At 57.2% G+C, this 19,071-nt stretch carries 12 protein-coding genes, 1 other RNA gene and 1 pseudogene; 4 read left to right on the top strand and 10 right to left on the bottom strand.

Going from position 1 to position 19,071, the window contains the following annotated elements; all coding sequences use genetic code 11:
• Window positions 1–53: 53 nt before the first annotated feature.
• From PT275_RS01505 to PT275_RS01495, 3 genes are all read right to left on the bottom strand, one after another.
• Window positions 54–2,543: a DNA topoisomerase IV subunit B gene (locus PT275_RS01505; RefSeq protein WP_277151683.1), complete on the bottom strand. Its 2,490-nt coding sequence runs from the start codon at window positions 2,541–2,543 to the stop codon at window positions 54–56.
• Between the two features lie 256 nt (window positions 2,544–2,799).
• Window positions 2,800–4,260, bottom strand: a complete 1,461-nt coding sequence (locus PT275_RS01500; protein WP_277151680.1) for an RNA polymerase sigma factor — start codon at window positions 4,258–4,260, stop codon at window positions 2,800–2,802.
• Between the two features lie 213 nt (window positions 4,261–4,473).
• Window positions 4,474–5,139, bottom strand: a complete 666-nt coding sequence (locus PT275_RS01495; protein WP_277151677.1) for a hypothetical protein — start codon at window positions 5,137–5,139, stop codon at window positions 4,474–4,476.
• A gap of 216 nt (window positions 5,140–5,355) precedes the next feature.
• Here PT275_RS01495 and PT275_RS01490 point away from each other — a divergent pair, with 216 nt between their 5' ends.
• A complete protein-coding gene (locus PT275_RS01490) occupies window positions 5,356–6,471 on the top strand; it encodes a polyprenyl synthetase family protein (RefSeq protein ID WP_277151674.1) in 1,116 nt (371 codons plus the stop codon).
• 100 nt (window positions 6,472–6,571) lie between these two features.
• The gene (locus PT275_RS01485) at window positions 6,572–8,980 is read left to right on the top strand and encodes a Stk1 family PASTA domain-containing Ser/Thr kinase (RefSeq protein WP_277151672.1); all 2,409 of its coding nucleotides are present in this window, start codon (window positions 6,572–6,574) and stop codon (window positions 8,978–8,980) included.
• A gap of 131 nt (window positions 8,981–9,111) precedes the next feature.
• Here the strand turns inward: PT275_RS01485 and PT275_RS01480 are convergent, their stop codons facing one another.
• Entirely contained in the window at window positions 9,112–9,819 is a 708-nt protein-coding gene (locus PT275_RS01480) for a lysophospholipid acyltransferase family protein (RefSeq protein ID WP_277151670.1), read from the bottom strand.
• An 87-nt stretch (window positions 9,820–9,906) separates the two neighbouring features.
• On the opposite strand from PT275_RS01480, the gene PT275_RS01475 reads away from it, so the two are divergent.
• Complete coding sequence (locus tag PT275_RS01475) at window positions 9,907–10,638, top strand: DUF308 domain-containing protein (RefSeq protein ID WP_277151668.1); 732 nt, start codon at window positions 9,907–9,909, stop codon at window positions 10,636–10,638.
• 269 nt (window positions 10,639–10,907) lie between these two features.
• On the opposite strand, the gene secA is transcribed toward PT275_RS01475, so the two are convergent.
• Together secA and raiA are read right to left on the bottom strand one after the other, a co-directional pair.
• On the bottom strand, window positions 10,908–13,844 hold the full coding sequence (gene secA, locus PT275_RS01470) for a preprotein translocase subunit SecA (RefSeq protein ID WP_277151666.1): 2,937 nt from the start codon (window positions 13,842–13,844) through the stop codon (window positions 10,908–10,910).
• A gap of 253 nt (window positions 13,845–14,097) precedes the next feature.
• A complete protein-coding gene (raiA, locus tag PT275_RS01465; protein WP_277151664.1) occupies window positions 14,098–14,790 on the bottom strand; it encodes a ribosome-associated translation inhibitor RaiA in 693 nt (230 codons plus the stop codon).
• A gap of 184 nt (window positions 14,791–14,974) precedes the next feature.
• Between raiA and rnpB the strand changes: the two genes are divergently transcribed.
• An RNA gene (gene rnpB, locus PT275_RS01460) (RNase P RNA component class A) lies at window positions 14,975–15,356 on the top strand.
• 205 nt (window positions 15,357–15,561) lie between these two features.
• Here the strand turns inward: rnpB and PT275_RS09190 are convergent.
• From PT275_RS09190 to PT275_RS01440, 4 genes and pseudogenes are all read right to left on the bottom strand, one after another.
• Window positions 15,562–16,047: pseudogene (locus PT275_RS09190) on the bottom strand (regulatory protein RecX); the annotation flags it as partial.
• Between the two features lie 522 nt (window positions 16,048–16,569).
• Complete coding sequence (recA, locus tag PT275_RS01450) at window positions 16,570–17,766, bottom strand: recombinase RecA (protein WP_277151659.1); 1,197 nt, start codon at window positions 17,764–17,766, stop codon at window positions 16,570–16,572.
• A gap of 231 nt (window positions 17,767–17,997) precedes the next feature.
• Window positions 17,998–18,231 (bottom strand): DUF3046 domain-containing protein, encoded by a 234-nt coding sequence (locus tag PT275_RS01445; RefSeq protein WP_277151656.1) that lies wholly within the window; start codon window positions 18,229–18,231, stop codon window positions 17,998–18,000.
• Window positions 18,232–18,496: 265 nt separating this feature from the next.
• On the bottom strand, window positions 18,497–19,009 hold the full coding sequence (locus PT275_RS01440; RefSeq protein ID WP_277151654.1) for a helix-turn-helix transcriptional regulator: 513 nt from the start codon (window positions 19,007–19,009) through the stop codon (window positions 18,497–18,499).
• Window positions 19,010–19,071: the final 62 nt, after the last annotated feature.

The following is a 19,071-nucleotide window of genomic DNA, read 5'->3' as shown; positions in this document are numbered from 1 at the left end:
GCTGGTTAGTCATAGAATCGCCAAAAAGCCGTCCACGCAACCAACGAATATGATCAGGTATCAATCTTGGTACGGTCGAAATCGTCGGCGTTGTCGACGATGAACTGTCGGCGCGGGGGCACCTCGTCGCCCATGAGCAGGGTGAAGATGCCGCTGGCGTCCTCGGCCTCCTCCATCGAGATGCGGCGAAGCATTCGCGTGCGCGGGTCCATGGTGGTATCGGCCAGCTGGTCGGCGTCCATCTCGCCCAAGCCCTTGTAGCGCTGGACGTCCGGGTTGTAGGCGATGCCTTTCTTGTCGAGGTCGGCGAGCTTGCCGGCCAGTTCGTCATCGGAATAGGTGTAGATGAACTCGCCCTTGTGCTTGCCAGCCAGCGCGATGCGGTGCAGCGGCGGCACGGCGGCGTAGACGTGGCCGTGCGAGATGAGCGGGCGCATGAACCGGTAGAACAGGGTCAGCAGGAGGATGCGGATGTGGGCGCCGTCGACGTCGGCATCGGTCATCATGATGACCTTGTCGTAGCGGGTCTGGGTGACATCGAAGTTCGCGCCGCTTCCTGCGCCGATGACCTGGATAATCGCCGAGCATTCCTTGTTGGCGAGGATCTGGGTCATGCTTGCTTTTTGCACATTCAAAATCTTGCCACGGATCGGCAGGAGCGCCTGGAAGCCAGAGTTGCGAGCGGCCTTGGCGGTGCCGAGTGCGGAATCGCCCTCGACGATGAACAGTTCGGCCACGTCGTCGTTGCCCGGCTGGCAGTCGGAGAGTTTGGCGGGCATGGAGGCGGATTCGAGCGCGTTCTTGCGGCGAGTGACCTCTTTGGTCTTGCGAGCCTGGATACGGGCGTGCATTTCTCCGACGATCTTTTCGAGCACCCGTCCGGACTGTTCCTTGAAGCCGCGCCGCGTGCCGTTGATCATCTCACCAAATTGCTTATCGGTCATTCTGGCGACGATCGGACGCACCGGGGCCGTGCCGAGCACATCCTTGGTCTGGCCTTGGAACTGCGGTTCGGCGATGCGCACGGTGACCACAGCGACGAGGCCGGCGAGGATATCGTCACGTTCGACCTTGTTCTTGGAGTCCTTAAGGTTGACCTTGAGCTTGCGGGCGTTGGCTTCGACGGCCTTGCGAACCTGTTTGGTGATACTTTGCAGGAAACCGTCGACGTGCATGCCGCCGCCGGGGGTCTCCACTACATTGACGAAGCTGCGAATGGTGGTGTCATAGCCGTTGACCCAGCGCAGGGCGATGTTGACCGAGCAGTCGCGCTTGATCTTCTCGGCGTGCAGGTCTCCGTTGGCGTCCACAGCCTGCGTTTCCTCGGTATAGGTGGCGTCGCCGGCAATGCTCCAAACGCTCGAGACGGGCTCGCCATGGGAGAGAAAATCGACGAAGTCCTTGACGCCGCCGGTATGAAGGAATTCCTCGACGCGCTTGTGTGGACGCTCGGGTTGGCCGTCGGTTTCGACGTTCAGGGAAGCATTGGTTCCCCTACCGTTTTCGCCGCCAAAGGTGCCTTGAATTTCGTTTGATGAATGATCATCATCATTTTCTGCGGTTTCAGGGTCATCGTCAGCCGCGCCGGCTTCGTCATCATTATCTTCCGATAATCTCTCGTTATCATCGGCTCCATCATTTTCGGAATCATCGAACGAAACCGCGGAATCATCAAATGGAACCTCAGAATCATCGTCATCATCGAAGGCAGAAGCCAACGTAGGGGTCTCAGAAGTCTCAGCGGCCTCCACGCCTGAACCGTTACCGGCGGAAGATTCCTCAGGCCGCGGTGCATCGACTTCGAACATGTCATCGACGGCGGCATCGCCGGTTTCGGGAATGTTCTCGTCGATAACCACAATTTTCAGCCCCGGCACCAGGAAGCTGGTCTGACGCACGCGATCGATGAGTTGATCATAGTTGAAACGTGCGGTGTCGTTGAAGATTTCAGGGTCGGCCCAATAGCGGATGCGGGTACCAGTGGTCTTGGGACTCACCTTGCCGATGATCTCAAGCTCGGTTGGTTTGCCTTTTCGTGTCTTTTTGAATTTGTTGTCAGGCGAACGGTGTTGGGCGTCCGAATCGTCATAAATGCCGGGATGCCCTTGGTGGAACGCCATATGGTAGGTCTTGCCGTTGCGGTCGACCTCGACATCGAGGCGGGAGCTCAGCGCGTTGACCACCGAAGAACCGACACCGTGCAGACCGCCGGAAGCGCCGTATGAGGAATTGCCGAATTTCGCGCCGGCATGCAGCTTGGTCAGGACAACCTCAACGCCGGTGAGTTTGGTCTTCTTTTCGACGTCCACCGGGATGCCACGCCCGTTGTCGGCCACTTCGATGGAACCGTCGGTGTGCAGGGTGACCACGATCTTGTCGCAGGCGCCGGCGAGCGCCTCGTCGACGGAGTTGTCGATGATCTCCCACAGGCAGTGCATAAGCCCTTGGCTATCGGTGGTGCCGATATACATGCCGGGGCGCTTGCGCACGGCATCGAGCCCTTCCAGCACAGACAGGTTCTTGGCACTGTATTCCTCAACCATTCGCTTTTCTACCTACCTTAAAAAGACCATTGGCTAAAAGCCACGGTTTATCACAATACCCAACAGCCTCGCCAACACCGCATCGTTACCCCGGAAAAGAGAGCGGAGCAACATCAGTCCTATCCGTTGGTTCATTCGCCAAATCATACAAACCCGGCATACGAAACACGGCATCAGAATACCAAACCATCCAATGTCCCTTGCACAGGCCAGATATGGAAAACCGCCGTTTAAAACGGCGGCATCCATTGAAAAATCACTGGTCGAGAAAATCTCGCAACGTCTGCGAACGCGACGGGTGGCGCAGCTTCGACATGGTCTTGGACTCAATCTGGCGGATGCGTTCACGGGTGACCCCATAGACACGGCCAATGTCATCCAAGGTCTTGGGCTGGCCGTCCTCAAGACCGTAACGCATTTTGATGACGCCGGCCTCACGTGGTGAAAGCGTCTCCAAAACCTGCTTGAACTGCTCCTGCAAAAGGGAGAAAGCTACAGCCTCGGAAGGCGCAATCGCGTCAGTATCTTCGATGAGGTCACCGAACTCGGAATCGCCGTCCTCACCAAGCGGGGTGTGCAGCGAAATCGGCTCACGACCATACTTCTGCACCTCCTGCACCTTCTCGACGGGCATGTCAAGCTCGCGGGCCAGCTCGTCGGGCGTGGGTTCGCGGCCCAGATCCTGCAACATCTGGCGCTGCACGCGGGAAAGCTTGTTGATGACCTCCACCATGTGGACAGGCACGCGAATGGTACGGGCCTGGTCGGCCATGGCACGGGTGATCGCCTGACGAATCCACCAAGTGGCATACGTGGAGAACTTAAAGCCCTTCTTCCAGTCGAACTTCTCGACCGCGCGAATCAGGCCCAAGTTGCCTTCCTGAATCAAATCGAGGAAGAGCATGCCACGGCCTGTGTAGCGCTTGGCCAGCGAGACGACCAGACGAAGGTTGGCCTCCAGCAGATGGTCCTTGGCCTTCTTGCCATCGTTCGCGGCCCACTTGAGCTCGCGCTTGCGTTTGAAGTCCATGCCTTCGCTCTGGGTATCGAGCAAGTGCTGGGCATAAAGCCCGGCCTCGATACGCTCGGAGAGGTCGACTTCCTGCTCGGCATTCAGAAGGCTCACTCGGCCAATCTGCTTCAGGTAATCCTTGACGGGATCGGCTGTCGCGCCTGCGGCAACCACACGACGCTTCGGATTGCCGGAAGGCGTCAGATTGTCATCATCGTCGTCATTGTTGCTGACAACGAAGGCACCTTTGGCCTTCGGCAGCTCGGCGGCCTTACGATGGGAAGTGGCGCCGTCATCGTCGTCTTCGTCTTCATCTTCATCCTCAGGTTCGGAATCCTCGTTTTCGTCTTCATCATCGTCGGGCAATGTAGAGGAATCATCCTCTAAATCGTCGAAATCCTCATTTTCGTCGACATCACCAACGTCTTCGAGATCATCGTCCTGAAGTTCGTCATCCTCAGAAATGTCTTCGGAATCCTCCTCAATATCGGCGTCCTTGGGCTTCTGCTCGATCGGGTCTTCCTTTTTCGTTGTCTTTTTTGAGGGTTTTGCCGTCTTTTTGGCAGCAGTGGTCTTCTTGGCCTTGGCCGTCGTCTTTCGCGATACGGATGAAGAAGACGAACGGGTGGCCTTCGACTTACGAGTGATCTTAGCGTCCTCGCTCTGCTCAGCCTCTACGGTTGTTGCCTGTTCCTTCTTGGCCAAACGTATCCTCCTCAAATGAATAATGATTATCCTCGTGCCTACCAGAGGGCACGAAACCAGCACATTATGAATTTTGCGACTATAAAAGTCAACCATCAAACAAGGACGATTATTCCCATTGACAGCAAATGGATTTGTCAAAAAATACCGGAATGACCATTTTACCGATCCGTTGTCTTGTTGCGGTCATTGTTGACGGCCTGGAAGCGCCTTTTATGGCCTTTCTATCCGCCAGGCAGGTTGCAAGTCCTGATTTATCGCAGAGCAGATAATGCGTGCGAGCGTACACTGCTCATCCAAAGACAAAGCCCGTTGGGCGTAATCAATCGCATCGTCGCTGCCCATCCACCATGACCCATAGGCCGCAGCGGTGAGAGGCTGTACTTCGAAACGCCCCGACACAAGCTTCGCCATACCGACAAGCATGTCGATTCCGCAGGCGCAACGTGTGAAATCAGGCGAACAATCGCCGTCGTTGAAGGCCCTGTCCAAAAGCCGATAAAGATGTATGACGTTGGCCGGGTCGTGGGGCTCGGCGGCCAGATCAAGCATCGCCTTGGTCCCGACATTCGCTTGGTACGCTGCCACCAGCGACATGATCAAGGCGTCTCGAGCCGAAAGCATATCGGCCATTGCCACGCAGATTTGCATGGCATGGTCTTTCGACATGATGTGCACATGATTGCACAGATTGTCACACCACTCACCAAATGGTGCGTCAAGCCAATCACGGTTGGCTTTGGCAATGCCTTCCTCCATTTTGCACTTCTGTAATCTGAGCGCCAATGCCTTCAGCTCGCTCTCTGAGCATCTCTTCTGTCCACCCAGCAGGTTCTTTCTTGCTTTTCCGCTAGGTCGTACCGATGTTCGCTTGCTCATCGTTGCTCCTTTCAGGTGTTCCCAAGTTCCTTCGGATTGTGCGAAAGACGGGATGGAATATCATTGTTCGATTCACTATGGCATACTTCGTCTGTTTTCCGTGTGATTTCCGGCCACTGTGGTCGGATGCCTCTTATCCCTGCCAATACGCCATTCTGAGCATCTCGGCCGCAATGTGGACGGGCAAGTAGGCAACTGTGGATAATCTTGGGCGGTATGCAAGCAAATGTGGATAACCGCGTCATCGACCAACGCATCGCCGAACTGACGAAGACATGGATGAGCGATAACCTCGCCGACGTGGCGGAAAATCTGCGCCCGACACTGAACAAGGTCATTGACGAAGGACTGACGGCCAACCGTGGCGGCAAACGGTTGCGTGCCCTGCTCGCTTTGGCTGCTTACACTTCCTGCAAAGCTTCAAAATCGTATAATAACCACGATTCCGCTGGAATCCAGACAGCTGCAGAAGATATCCCGGATGCCATGCTCGACTTGGCCTGCGCCATCGAAATCTACCAGACCAGTGCCCTGATCCACGACGACATCATCGATGACTCACCGAAACGCCGTGGCCGACCCAGCGCCCATGTCGCCTTGGCACAAGAGGGCACGGCCAGCAACTTCGGGACCGGACTGGCTTTGATGCTTGGCAACATGCTCGCCACAGCTTCGATCGACATCGCGGCGAACGCATTGCAAAGCCCTGCACTGGAGTATGCGAGCGCCAATCTGCACACCTTCCTCGACATGCAACGAGCCGTTGAAATCGGCCAGAGCCTTGACCTGGCAGCAGAAACCATCAGCCTCAACAAACCGGATGAGCTCATCACCGCCTCGCTCAACGTCTTCGAATGGAAGACCGCAAGCTACACCACCATCACCCCTCTTGATCTTGGATTCTGCGCAGTGGGAATGCCGCCTGACCAGGCCCGGCAAAGTGCGAAAAACATCGGTCTGCCGCTGGGCATCGCCTTCCAGCTGGCCGACGACCTGCTTGACGTGACCGGCACAAACAGCGGCAAACCGGTCGGCGGCGACGTTCGCGAGGGAAAACACACCGTCCTGCTTGCCGATACGTTGCAGGCCGCAAGCGTTGCCGACAGAAGCGCACTCATTGACATATACCAAAAACAAGCCAGAAATGATGATGATGTGCATCTGGCACTCACCCTCTTCGAGTCAACCGGAGCCATTGAAACCTCGCGCCGCCGCATTCACGACCTTTGGATCCAAGCGGAATCCGCCATCAACCAGGCAGAGATGAACCAGGAAAGCCGAAAGACACTCACGGATGCGTGTGCACGATTTATTCCGACGGACTTGAGATAATCCGGTTCCATTTGCCAACAACAGGAACGCTACTGGTACCTTGCCACATGTAATATTGAGACATTCGTACCCATCAATAGCCAAGGAACGCAGTCAAGTCATGAGCCAAGCCGAGAACGAGCCGCAAAGCAGGCTGATCGACGGACGTTACCGCGTCCTGGGTCCGATCGCCGACGGCGGCATGGCTACGGTCTATAAGGCGAAGGACGAGCGGCTTGAACGCGTCGTGGCCATCAAAGTGATGCACACGCAGCTGGCGCAGGGGCCGCACCGCGACCAGTTCGTCGCCCGATTCCACCGCGAGGCCCGCAGCGCGGCGGCCATCAGCAACCCGCATATCGTCCAGGTCTACGATTCCGGGACGGCCGGCGGACGCGACTACCTGGTGATGGAATACGTACACGGGGTCAATCTGCGCCACGAAATGAACGAACGCGGCACCTTCAGTGTGCATGAAACGGTACGTATCATCTCCCAGACCCTTGACGGATTGGCAAGCGCCCACCGAGCCGGAGTGGTGCACCGCGACATCAAGCCCGAGAACATCCTGCTGAACGACCGCGGACGGGTGCAGATCACCGATTTCGGCCTGGCCAAGGCGATGAGCGAGGCCACGCTTTCGACCACCGGCATGCTTTTGGGCACGGCGGCGTATCTGGCTCCGGAAATGATCGAGAACAACATCGCCACCCCTCAAGGCGACCTCTATTCTGTAGGCATCATGGCCTGGGAAATGCTGGCGGGACGCGTGCCGTTTACTTCGGACAATCCGGTGACCATGGTCTTCAAACATGTCCACGAGGATGTGCCGGCGCTTGAAACCGTCTGCACCGGCATCGACCCCTCGGTCTCGGCCTTTATAAGCCATTTGACGGCCCGTGCCGTCGAGGGCCGACCGGCCGATGCCGCGGCCGCGTTGCAGGAGCTGAAAACGCTGAGTTCACATATCAGCGTTGAAGGCTGGCAGTACCGTTTCGTTCCGCAAGCCAACGACACCACGGATACGGGTAACGAGACCAATCCTCCGCTTGCAGGCATTGCCGCCGCAAAACCACTTGCCGACGCCCAACCGCCTGCAGCAGCGACCCCGCCTTCTCCAGCTTCTGAAGTTCCGTCGGCTTCCGACGAGGAAAACGGCACCAACACCTCACCGTCGGCAGTTTCAGGGCAAAACCCCACCAACATTTGGGATAACCCCGGTTTTGTTCCTGTAACGAACGATGAAGCCGGCGAGCACGCACCGTACCGGGCCGAAGTCCCGGCGCCGCCTGCCGCATCCGCCACTTCCGCCACTTCAACCACGAAGACAACCGCGCACATGCCGGAAGGTGTCTATTCTCAGGGACAATCCCCCTCCAATGCCGCGACGCAGGCCCTTGACGGCCGCATCTTGGCCAACGACGGGACAGCCGCCGTGAACAACACGACCATGGCCATCGGTCTGATGGACGCCCCCCGATCCGGCCCGGATGACCTTTCGACATCCACACCTGATGCCACCGTTCAACCGACGCCGAAAAAGCCTTCAAAACTGCACAAACCGGTGATCATCACCACCATCATTCTGATCCTGCTGGCCGTTGCCGGAGCCAGCGGCGTGGCATGGTGGTATTTCCTCGGTCCCGGCAGCTACTACAACGTGCCCAAGCCCGAAGACTTGAATTGCACACAAAAAAGCGTCTGCCGCATCACCGACGTCAAATGGAAGCCGTATGAAAGCACGCTCAAGGTCGCAGGCATCCCCTACGCCACCTCGGAACAGTTCAGTGACGACGTGGCCAAGGGTAATGTCATCTCCACCAACCCCGATAGCGTCGGAGGCCGGGTGAGCAAGCGCACCGACGCCAAGCTCAACGTGGTCGTCTCGAAAGGCGTGCGCCACGTCACCATTCCCAAGGATATCCTCGACCCATCAAGCAGCGACGGCAAGAAACCACTGGAAGCGCTTTCCCAGGCAGGTTTCACCAACATCGCCCATGAGGAAGGCAAAGACGAGTATTCATTGGACCTTCCTGTAGGGGCGGCCAAATCGGTCTCACCCAAACCCGGCGCGACCGTCGCACACAATAGCAAGGTGACACTCGTGCTTTCCAAAGGGCCGATGCCGGTAAGCATGCCCGACGTGACTGGACGCTCAAAGAACGATGCGCAGACCGCGTTCGACGACGCCAAGCTCAAACCGAACTACAGCGAGGATTTCAGCGATTCGGTGCCCTCCGGATCCATCATTTCCACCTCGATCAAGGCCGGCACGCAGCTGCACTGGGGCGATCAGGTCGACGTTGTGGTCTCCAAGGGCCCGGAAACGGTGACCATACCCGATGTGCGTGGCAAGAACAGCAGCGATGCGCAGAAAACGCTGGAGGCCTTGGGCCTCAAGGTCAAGATCTCGGCGCCTCTGGGCGACCTGACCCACACTGTGCGTCTGCAATCGCCAGACCCTGGCCAACAGGTTCGCGTTCGTGGCGATGACGGCAATGCCACCGTGGTCACGCTCACCGTCGTATAAAATGTATCGGAAGATACGCCTCTGAGTGAGTCCTTTGCTGCGTTTAACGTACTGGCATATTGTTCACCGGCGCGCTAAGCATGCAGAAGCTGTCAATCGGAAGCTGCCAATACCTTCAATTCGAATAATCGTTATTTTTTGGTAATCTGCTTCGCCTGTTCCGCCTGCTGCATTCTCGCCTTGACGGTTTGCGCGTATTCGTCGACATATTCCTGCCCGCTCAATTTCGCGATTTCGGAGACGACGTGGTCCGTCAGCTCACGCAGCTCCTCGTGGGTGATGGTGTCGGGGTCGACCTTTTTGACGGCGATTGGCTTGCCGTAAATCACTTTGGTATGCCCGGAGCCGGGAATGACCTGGCCGGGCATTTGCACCTGCCTGCTGCCCACAACGGCCGTGGGAACGATGCAACAACCGGTTTCCAAGGCCAACTTGGCCACGCCGGTATGGCCGCGATAGAGCCTGCCATCGGGGCTACGGGTACCTTCCACATGGATGCCAAAAAGATGACCATCTTCGATGATCTCACGTGCGTGGGCAAGCGCACCGAGCGATTTCGAGCCGCCGGAACGGTCCACAGGAAAGACGCCGACAGAGGTGAACCACCACTTGATGAACTTTCCCTTGATGCCCTTGCCTTCGAAATACTCGGCCTTGCCCATGAAATGAACCATGCGCGGACTGGTCAGAGGAATAAGCGCGTCATCGATGACAGCCAGATGATTCGCCGCGATGATGCCACCGCCAGTTTTGGGGATGTTCTCGACTCCGACACCCTTCGGATGCATGCGCCAACGGGCTAGCGGTCCGAGGCCACGTACAAAGAACCAATAGAGCACGAGCTCTTTCCTCCCTCAAATTCCGCACATCTCACGACATGTGCCTGTACCATGCAATTGGCCGACCGCTGGGTTAGAGTGGTCGATATGACTAGCCTCAAGGATAGCAACAATAGTGACGACAAGCGAGACGACGCCGATTCTGGTGCCGTGCCCGCCGATGGCCACGACTCCGGCGCAAGCGAAAAAGCCGATCGAACCGGCGACCATCAGCAGAACACCGAGCATAAATCCTTGGGTACCAGCGACACGGAATCCGGCAAGAACGCTATGGATACGGACGGAAAAAGCTCAAAAAACGCCAACGACACGTTGAAAGACGACGACGTCGACGACATGTGGAAGCAGTTTGAGGCCGAACACGCCGAAGATCTCGACGATATCAGCAATTCCCGCAACGCCAAACGCTTCGAGAAACACGCAAAACGCGAGGAGAAAAAGGCCCTGCTTTCCGTCGATGACATCACGCCCGATTCTTTTGCCGGCGGATTTTCGTCTTCTTCGTCCAAGCAGCACGGGCCCCGCGATTTCGAAGGTTCCAGCTGGCTTGACGCTGACAACGTCATGGACGGTTTTGACGATTTCACGCCGCCAAATCCCGATCTCGGCCATCTCGATCCGGTGAAAGTCGTCTTCTGGGCGTTGCTGATCATCGGCATCGCAGGATTGATCGCAGCAGTGTTCTTCCCCAGATTTGCAGCCATCATGGGCCTCGTTTTCGGGCTTTGCGCCCTTATCGGCGGGGTCGGGCTCCTAGGCATGCATCGCGGGCATGCACCGACACAGACCGATTATTACGACGACGGGTCGCGGGTCTGAGAATATCGAAAAAGAATATTATTTATCGGTCGATATGATTTCATCGGCAGAGTTTTACAGTTCTATTGGCAATCGATGCATGATCGGACATTGATGAAATCATCGTGCTAAAGGACACGGCTATATCTGTCTTTTCGTTTGACGGGTTCCTTTCATACGTCCAACACTACGAATGGGAACAGAAAACAAACGGTGGCCGGCACATTGCATGCCGGTCACCGTTTTGCTGTATTCGCGAGCCTCAGACTAGCGAATATCCATCACGAGCCTCACTTCTTCTCATTCTGCCCGTGGCACATCTTGTACTTGCGACCCGAACCGCAGGGGCACGGATCGTTCTTCTTGGTACCTGGGAACGTCCTGCCATCGGCCCATGGGCTCTTGAGTTCTTCGGCCTTTGGACGCTTGTTGGCCGGAACCTTGCCTTCAGCGTGGCTCATCGGCTCCGGGCCGACGATGCTCGGCTCAGAATTGCCTTCTTCGCTTTCCTCGGTTTCGGCGATGTCGGCTTCTTCAGCATCCTCATCGGTGGTATCCGGGTCGGCGGGGGCTGAAGCGACCGTGGCCTTTGATTCAGCAGCTTCACCATCGTCCACGGAATCCACGCCGATGGCCTCAGCAGCCTTATCAACTGCCTCATTCTCAGCGGAGGATTCGGCTTCTTCGGCACGCTCGGTGTCAGTCTCGACATCCTCGGTCTTGGCAACCTGCTGAATGTCGACGTGGAAGAGCAGCTGGATGCTTTCCTCCTTGATGGCATCGATCATCTGGTTGTACATCTGGAAGCCTTCACGCTGGTACTCGACCAGAGGATCACGCTGACCCATGCCACGCAGGCCGATGCCGTCTTTGAGGTAGTCCATCTCGTAGAGGTGTTCACGCCACTTCTTGTCGAGCACAGCGAGCACGACGCGACGTTCGAGTTCACGCAGCCCGTCCGCGCCAATCTTGTCCTCGTAGCCGTCGTACTGCTCCTTGGCATCGGCGACGATGAAGTCCTTGACGGCATCAACTGCCTTTTCGCCCTTGAAACCTTCCGCCTTCTTCTTGGCGTCATCCTCTTCGACCGAAATCGGATAGACCGTCTTCAGCGCGCTGAACAGGCCGTCCCAATCCCACTCGTCGGGCTTGTCGCTGCCGTTGTTGGCACCCTTGATATAGCTTTCGATCGTCTCATCGATGAAGCGCAGGATGTCGTTGTGGATGTCAACACCACGCAACACAGCCTGACGTTCGGAATAGATGACCTTGCGCTGCTTGTTCATCACGTCATCATATTTGAGGACGTTCTTACGCATTTCGAAGTTGCGGGATTCCACGGACTTCTGCGCGGTGCGCACGCCCTTGGAAACGCTCTTGGACTCGATGGGCTCGCCCTCCGGCAGCCCCTTGGCCATGACACGCGCCACCAGCTGGGTGTTGAACAGACGCATCAGATCGTCTTCAAGGCTCAGGTAGAAGCGGGATTCGCCAGGATCGCCCTGACGGCCGGAACGACCGCGTAGCTGGTTGTCGATACGGCGGGATTCGTGGCGTTCGGTGCCCAGCACGTAAAGACCGCCGAGCTTGGTGACCTCATCGTGCTCATCCTTGGCCTGTTCCTTCATCTCGGCCAAGGTGCCAGGCCAGCGCTTCTCGTATTCCTCCGGCGTATCGTCGGCGGAATAGCCCTCGGATTTGAGCTTCTGGTCGGCAAGGAACTCGACGTTGCCGCCGAGCATGATGTCGGTACCACGGCCGGCCATGTTGGTGGCCACGGTGATGGCGCCCTTGCGTCCGGCGACGGCGACGACCGCCGCCTCCTTCTCATGGTGCTTGGCGTTCAAAACCTGATGGGGAATGCCCGCCACATCAAGCAGCGAGGAGACAACTTCGGAGGACTCGACGGAAGCGGTGCCGAGCAGGACCGGCTGGCCCTTCTTGTACCTCTTGGCGACATCCTTGATGACGGCAGTAAGCTTTTCCTTCTTGGTACGGTAGATCAGATCGTCCTGATCGACGCGGATCATCTTCTTGTTGGTCGGAATCGGCAACACGCCCAGTTTGTAGGTGTTCATGAACTCGGCGGCTTCGGTCTCTGCCGTACCGGTCATGCCCGCGAGCTTGTCGTACATACGGAAGTAGTTCTGCAGGGTGATGGTGGCGAAGGTCTGGTTTTCGGCCTTGACCTCGACACCTTCCTTGGCTTCGATGGCCTGATGAAGGCCTTCGTTGTAGCGGCGGCCGGGAAGCACACGACCGGTGTGCTCGTCGACGATAAGCACTTCCCCGCCGGTGACGACGTAGTCCTTGTCACGCAGGAAGAGTTCCTTGGCCTTGATGGCGTTGTTGAGGTAACCGATCAGCGCGGTGTTGTTGGGCTCATAAAGGTTGTCGATCCCCAGGAAGTCCTCGACCTTGGTGATGCCCGGATCGAGGATGCCCACGACCTTCTTCTTCTCGTCGACCTCATAATCCTCGTCGCGCGTCAGCTTGGTAACGAGCTTGGCGAACTGACGGTACCAACGGGTCACACCGCCTTCGGCCGGACCGGAAATGATCAGAGGCGTACGGGCCTCATCAATAAGAATGGAGTCGACCTCATCGACGATGGCATAGTGGTGGCCGCGCTGCACCAGCTCGCTCTTTTCCCACGCCATGTTGTCACGCAGGTAGTCGAAGCCGAACTCATTGTTGGTACCGTAGGTGATGTCCGCCTCATATTGCTTGCGGCGCTCCGTGGGCTTCTGATCGGTGATGATGCAACCGACGTTCATTTTCAGGAACCGGAAGATACGGCCCATCAGCTCGCTCTGGTAGCTCGCGAGGTAATCGTTGACCGTGACGATGTGGACACCTTCGCCGCTCAACGCGTTGAGGTAGGCAGGAAGCGTGGCGACCAAGGTCTTGCCTTCACCGGTTTTCATCTCGGCGATATTGCCCCAGTGCAGGGCGGCGCCGCCCATCAGCTGCACGTCGAAGTGACGCTGACCGAGCGTGCGCTTGGAGGTCTCACGCACCGTGGCGAACGCCTCGGGCATCAGTTTGTCAAGATCCTCGCCGTTATCGAGACGTTCCTTGAACTTGGCGGTTTGCCCGGCAAGTTCCTCGTCGCTCAGCGCCGCGATTTCGTCCTCGTGCGCGTTGGTCGCCTTGGCCACGTTCTCCAGCTTCTTGAGCTGATGGCCTTCGCCCATACGTAGGGCCTTATCGACGATATCTACCAATTTCGCTCCCTAGTTCGTTTCCCATAAACGAGCAAGACCAAGCCAATGGAGGCTTGGCACAGACTGTTGCTTATCTTACGCGACGGCGCAGATTTTCTGCCCTTTTACATCCCTCGTCATACATAATCTGGTTTTCTTTTCCATATAGATTGACCCACCGGGTCTGCCGATGGGTCAATGATCGCACAATCATGGATTCCAATCACGATGCCCTTATCTGACAAGGCATAGACGATGGAACCCGAAGTAAAATCTACTTCTTGCTCTTGGCGGCCTTCCGCGCCTTCTTGACATTTTCAGCGGTATCGATCTCGAAGACACCGTAACTCCAGCCGTGACGACGATAGACGACGGACGGGCGATGGGTCTCGCTGTTGACAAACAGGAAGAAGTCGTGGCCGATAAGTTCCATCTCATACAGTGCCTCGTCGATGGTCATCGGCTCCGCGATGTGCAGCTTGCGACGAATCACAATCGGGGTGTCGCCGACCTGTACCTCAACGCTCTCCCCCGGGCCGAGGTCCGTGGAAAGCGGATGCTCCATCTCTTCAGGCTCCTGCAGTGGTGTGGGCTCCGGGTTGATGGGCTCGTCGACTGGCACGACACCCATATCGACGGTCTTCTGCTCCTTGCGGGTAGGACGATGGCTCTTACGGCGGTCACGGACGCGGCGCAGACGCAGCGTCAGCTTGTCAAGCGCAATATCAAGGGCGCTGTATTCGTCAGAGCTCGACGCTTCTGCGCGGACCACGGTCGCCCCGGCCTCGATGGTGATTTCCACTCGCTTGGCGGTATCGGCCTGACGCGGGTTGCCTTCGCGAGACACTACAATCTGGGCGCGTTCAGCGTCCGGGGCAATGGACGTGACACGATTCATCTTCGTGTCCACGACATCACGGAACTTTTGATTGACTTGCATGTGACGTCCGGTGACGACAATATCCATGGTCGACCTCCTGTTAGGTTCGGCAGGTTTCGCCCCGCCTGATGTACCAGCAGCGACATTACTGCTGTGCTGCTAGTTTCCAGTCTAGCGGCTCGGCTTGGAGAAAGCTGGATATAGCCCGAAAAATACGCCGTTCGCATGTCTGCAACGCCGTGTTCATCTGTTTGCTATAATTTGATGCTTGTGAGACCTCATGATGGTCGCGGCCGGTTCGGTTTCTCCGAATCGGCTGAGGAACTTCCGGGCTCCATAGAGCACGATGGCGGATAACGTCCGCCCAGGGTGACCTGAGAGCAAGCGCAACAGAAAGCAAACCGCCCGAGCAATCGGGTAAGGGTGAAACGGCGGTGTAAGAGACCACCGGGCCGCTGGCAACAGTCGGCCGCTGGCAAGCCTCATCGGGAGCAAGGCCAAGCAGAAGGCACGTCGGGGGCAACATCCCGACACGGGCTGCTCGCCCGGCCTTCGGGTAGGCTGCTGGAGCCTGGCGGCGACGTCAGGTCGAGATGGATGGCCATCCGCGTGGCGACACGCGACAGAACCCGGGGTATACGAGGTCTCACTTCATTCTTCTTTTTGTCAGCACAGGGCAGTGCCGTGCAATGGCGTTTCCGGATTTATTCGCCATGGCCAAATTCAATTCAGACTGCGAATGACAGCAAAAACATTGGCACAACCGCGGTGTCCAGTCAGACAATCGCCATTTCCGCGTATCGGTTCATCGGCCAGAAAATGCACACGACACTTGGGCACAAGGCAAACCAACCCCAATCAGACACTGTCCTGCCCGTCAAACAACTCATGGGCGACGCGGCGCAACGTTTCCGGGTCATGCCCCTTGCGGCCTCCGGCGCTCCAGAAACGACGGCGGCGGACCTGAAGCTCCATACCTTCCGTCCTTGCGGCCGTCTTTCGGCCCAGTTGCCATGCAGCGTCCTCGAAAACGCCCTGTTCACGAGCATCTGCAGCTGTACGCTGTGCAAGCCGATCATCGACTTCCTTGCGCTTCAGCTCCATTATTGTTCCACGGAAACCAAGCATCCTCGCTGCGCAATTTCGCACGACAGAACGCGCGTATTCCTCATCATCGATAAGATGGACGTCGATAAGACGATTCACCACATCCTGAACGACAACCGGATCATAGCCTTTGTCAATCAGCCGTTTGACAAGCGCGCCCGAAGAACGCGCCGCAGAATCCAACAGGGTCAGCGCCGCCTCACGACAGGCATCCATGTCGGCTGGATCGTCCGGTACACGTTTCACCGGCATTCCCGTCCGGTATTTCCGATAATGGGCTTTACCCCGGCCACGGCGATACTTATCGTATTTTCCACGCCCACGTTGACCGTTGAACGTCTCTTCGGAATCAAGAGCACCGCCGAAACCACTGGTGTAATTGCTGGTCACTGGCACCGCATGGGTGTGTGCACGGTTCGGGCGTTTGCTTCGCATGGATTTCGAGGCGCTTTTTGATCCAGCGCCGTTGTCACTCGCGGAAACACCTATATCGGAAGTTCCGGCGTAATGGTCTTTGTCGCCACTGTCATGACGACTCTGATCGGTCTGGCGAGCCCCGGACCGATGGTCGCCGACTGGGAAGAAAGAACCTTCGGCAACCGCCCGCCCACCTTGCAAGCCGGATGCGACGGCACCATCGATATCTGCGCCAACCTGAGAATCAGCTTGAGCATGGCCGTCATCGTCCGATGAGGCATCGGATAGATGACGGCCATGAAGAAATTCTTCGACGCTGATCATAATGTCGACTCTGTGCGCCTAGGCTTTCGCGTTGGCATTCGCAGAGGTGGCGCTGCTGCCACTAATAGAAGCATCGGCATCGTCTGCCACCTTGGAGGAATCGGAACCTTGATCATTATTACCATCGCCGCCATCAGGCTTGGGATCGTCGGGAATCAGACCATACTTGACCTTGACCTTGCGCTCGATCTCATCAGTCAGCGCCGGGTTGTCCTTGAGGAACTGGCGGACGTTCTCACGCCCCTGCCCCAGCTGATCGCCCTCATAGGTGAACCATGAACCGGACTTCTTGACGACGTCGCATTGCAAGGCCATGTCGAGCACCGAGCCTTCCTTGGAGATGCCCTCCCCGTACAGGATATCGAATTCGGCGAACTTGAATGGTGGAGCCATCTTGTTCTTGACGACTTTGACCTTGGTACGGTTGCCGATGGCCTCGTCGCCGTTCTTCAAAGTCTGGATACGACGAATGTCAAGACGTACCGAAGCATAGAACTTCAATGCCTTGCCACCGGTTGTGGTCTCTGGGCTGCCGAAGAAGACGCCGATCTTCTCACGCAGCTGGTTGATGAAAATGGCGGTGGTGTTGGACTGGGCCAGCGCACCGGTCATCTTGCGCAGCGCCTGGCTCATCAACCTGGCCTGCAAGCCGACATGGCTGTCGCCCATCTCGCCTTCGATTTCAGCCTTTGGCACGAGAGCTGCCACCGAATCGATGACCACAACATCCAGCGCGCCGCTTCGCACCAACATGTCGGCGATCTCAAGCGCCTGCTCGCCGTTATCAGGCTGGGAAATGATCAACGAATCGGTATCGACACCAAGTTTTTTGGCATAGACCGGATCGAGCGCGTGTTCCGCATCGATATAGGCGGCCACGCCGCCGGCCTTCTGCGCATTGGCGACCGCATGCAACGCCAAAGTGGTCTTGCCGGAAGATTCCGGACCATAGATCTCGACGATCCTGCCTCGTGGCAGACCTCCGATCCCCAACGCCATATCGAGCGCCAGCGAACCAGTGGGAATGACCTCGACGTTCTGCACCGGCTTGTCGCCAAGCCGCATCGCCGAACCCTTGCCGAAATCCTTTTCGACCTGTTTCAGTGCGGTATCGAGCGCCGCCTGCTTGCGCGGGTCAATGCCGTGCCCGCCATTGGCCTGTGGCTCGGCATCTTTGGCTTTGCTGTCTTTTGCCGTCTTTGATTGCTGTGCCATCGTTCTCCTTTATGTTCGCTCCTGCACTACCAGAGTACGGAGCAATGCGCCACTTATGCAAGCTGAACGGGGTTATGTGGTCGAATGATTGCCTTTTCGACACGCCGTGGTTTTCCGGGATTTTGAGCCCCTAACCCATATGTTCATGCAAGATGTACGTGAACAATCATAGAACCACATACGAACATTTGTTCGAATGAGACGCGCCGGGAAGATAAGCAACGCCGAGATTCACCTGGCCGGCAACGGCGGTGCATTGTGGTCCTTGCCCCAACGGCGCGAATCGGGAATCTGCAACTGGTCGCACAGCACATTCCAGACAACACGCGGTTCGACTCCGGCCGCAAGCGCCTCGACCACAGTCATATCGTCAAGCGCCGTCAGCACCTGATCACGCGCCAACGAACGACCATATGTGCGTCCGAGCACCTCTTCGAGCAACTGCCAAAATTCACGTTCCTTCACGCTGCCAGTCTATCAACGCACTCGAATACCAATCTATCCGCGAAATTCCCGATCCAACCGGCAACCCTGCCCAAATCCACAGGCAAAATCACCGACGCATGACAGACACCACAAACACGGGTTGGCGATGGAATGTGAAGCGGTATCGAGAAACACAAACCACACTATCCGGATAAATCCCCAAAACCGACGACGCCGATACAACAAAAGAGCCCGCCAACTTCAAAACTGACGGGCTCTTTTCAAAACGTAGCGAAACCGCAGGTCACGCCTCGGTGTAATCGAGGTAATCCGCCACCATACGCAGCATCTGCGAGGTGCTCAGTCCCAGCGATTCAGCGATGGATGCCAGCAGTTCGGAGCTGGCCTCCTTCTGTCCGCGCTCGACTTCCGAAAGATAACCGAGCGAGACGCCGGCCTTTTCACTGACCTCACGCAGCGTCTTGTGGTCACGGGTGCGCAGATCACGAAGCACGTGGCCAATGGCCTCGCGCAACGAGATATCGCGGCTCTCACCCTCGGTGTCGTGTTTGCGTGCGGCCGCCCTGGGCTTGGACTGCTCTGCATCCTCTTCCTGCCACATCCTGTTGAGTACTGCCTGGCGTTCGTCCTTCGCCTTTTTGGCGGCACGGGCCTTCAAAACCTGTTGTTGCGCAAAAGCCACCGCGCGTCGCTGAGCAGGGGTCAAGTCCCTGTTGCGCGCATTGCTTGGGCGCGTCGCCCCTGATGCAAGCGTGTTCATTGCCATCTGCTCCTGTGGTCGAGTCATCGTTTCCATTACGCCACCCCTCTTATCTTGTGCTGATTCTGTTGTCACTTTCATCAACAGCTAAGAGGTAA

Origin of the sequence: Bifidobacterium sp. ESL0745 (assembly GCF_029433335.1) — a bacterium.
Taxonomy (GTDB): Bacteria; Actinomycetota; Actinomycetes; order Actinomycetales; family Bifidobacteriaceae; genus Bifidobacterium.
The sequence above is the reverse complement of the archived record's forward strand: the minus strand, read 5'-3'. Positions and strand labels throughout refer to the sequence as shown.

Excerpts from the sequence above, each read along its gene's own strand:
- PT275_RS01505 (WP_277151683.1), bottom strand. The coding sequence starts at position 2,543 with ATGGTTGAGGAATACAGTGCCAAGAACCTGTCTGTGCTGGAAGGGCTC.
- PT275_RS01495 (WP_277151677.1), bottom strand. The coding sequence starts at position 5,139 with ATGAGCAAGCGAACATCGGTACGACCTAGCGGAAAAGCAAGAAAGAAC.
- PT275_RS01490 (WP_277151674.1), top strand. The coding sequence starts at position 5,356 with ATGCAAGCAAATGTGGATAACCGCGTCATCGACCAACGCATCGCCGAA.
- PT275_RS01485 (WP_277151672.1), top strand. The coding sequence starts at position 6,572 with ATGAGCCAAGCCGAGAACGAGCCGCAAAGCAGGCTGATCGACGGACGT.
- PT275_RS01475 (WP_277151668.1), top strand. The coding sequence starts at position 9,907 with ATGACTAGCCTCAAGGATAGCAACAATAGTGACGACAAGCGAGACGAC.
- raiA (WP_277151664.1), bottom strand. The coding sequence starts at position 14,790 with ATGGATATTGTCGTCACCGGACGTCACATGCAAGTCAATCAAAAGTTC.
- recA (WP_277151659.1), bottom strand. The coding sequence starts at position 17,766 with ATGGCACAGCAATCAAAGACGGCAAAAGACAGCAAAGCCAAAGATGCC.
- PT275_RS01440 (WP_277151654.1), bottom strand. The coding sequence starts at position 19,009 with ATGGAAACGATGACTCGACCACAGGAGCAGATGGCAATGAACACGCTT.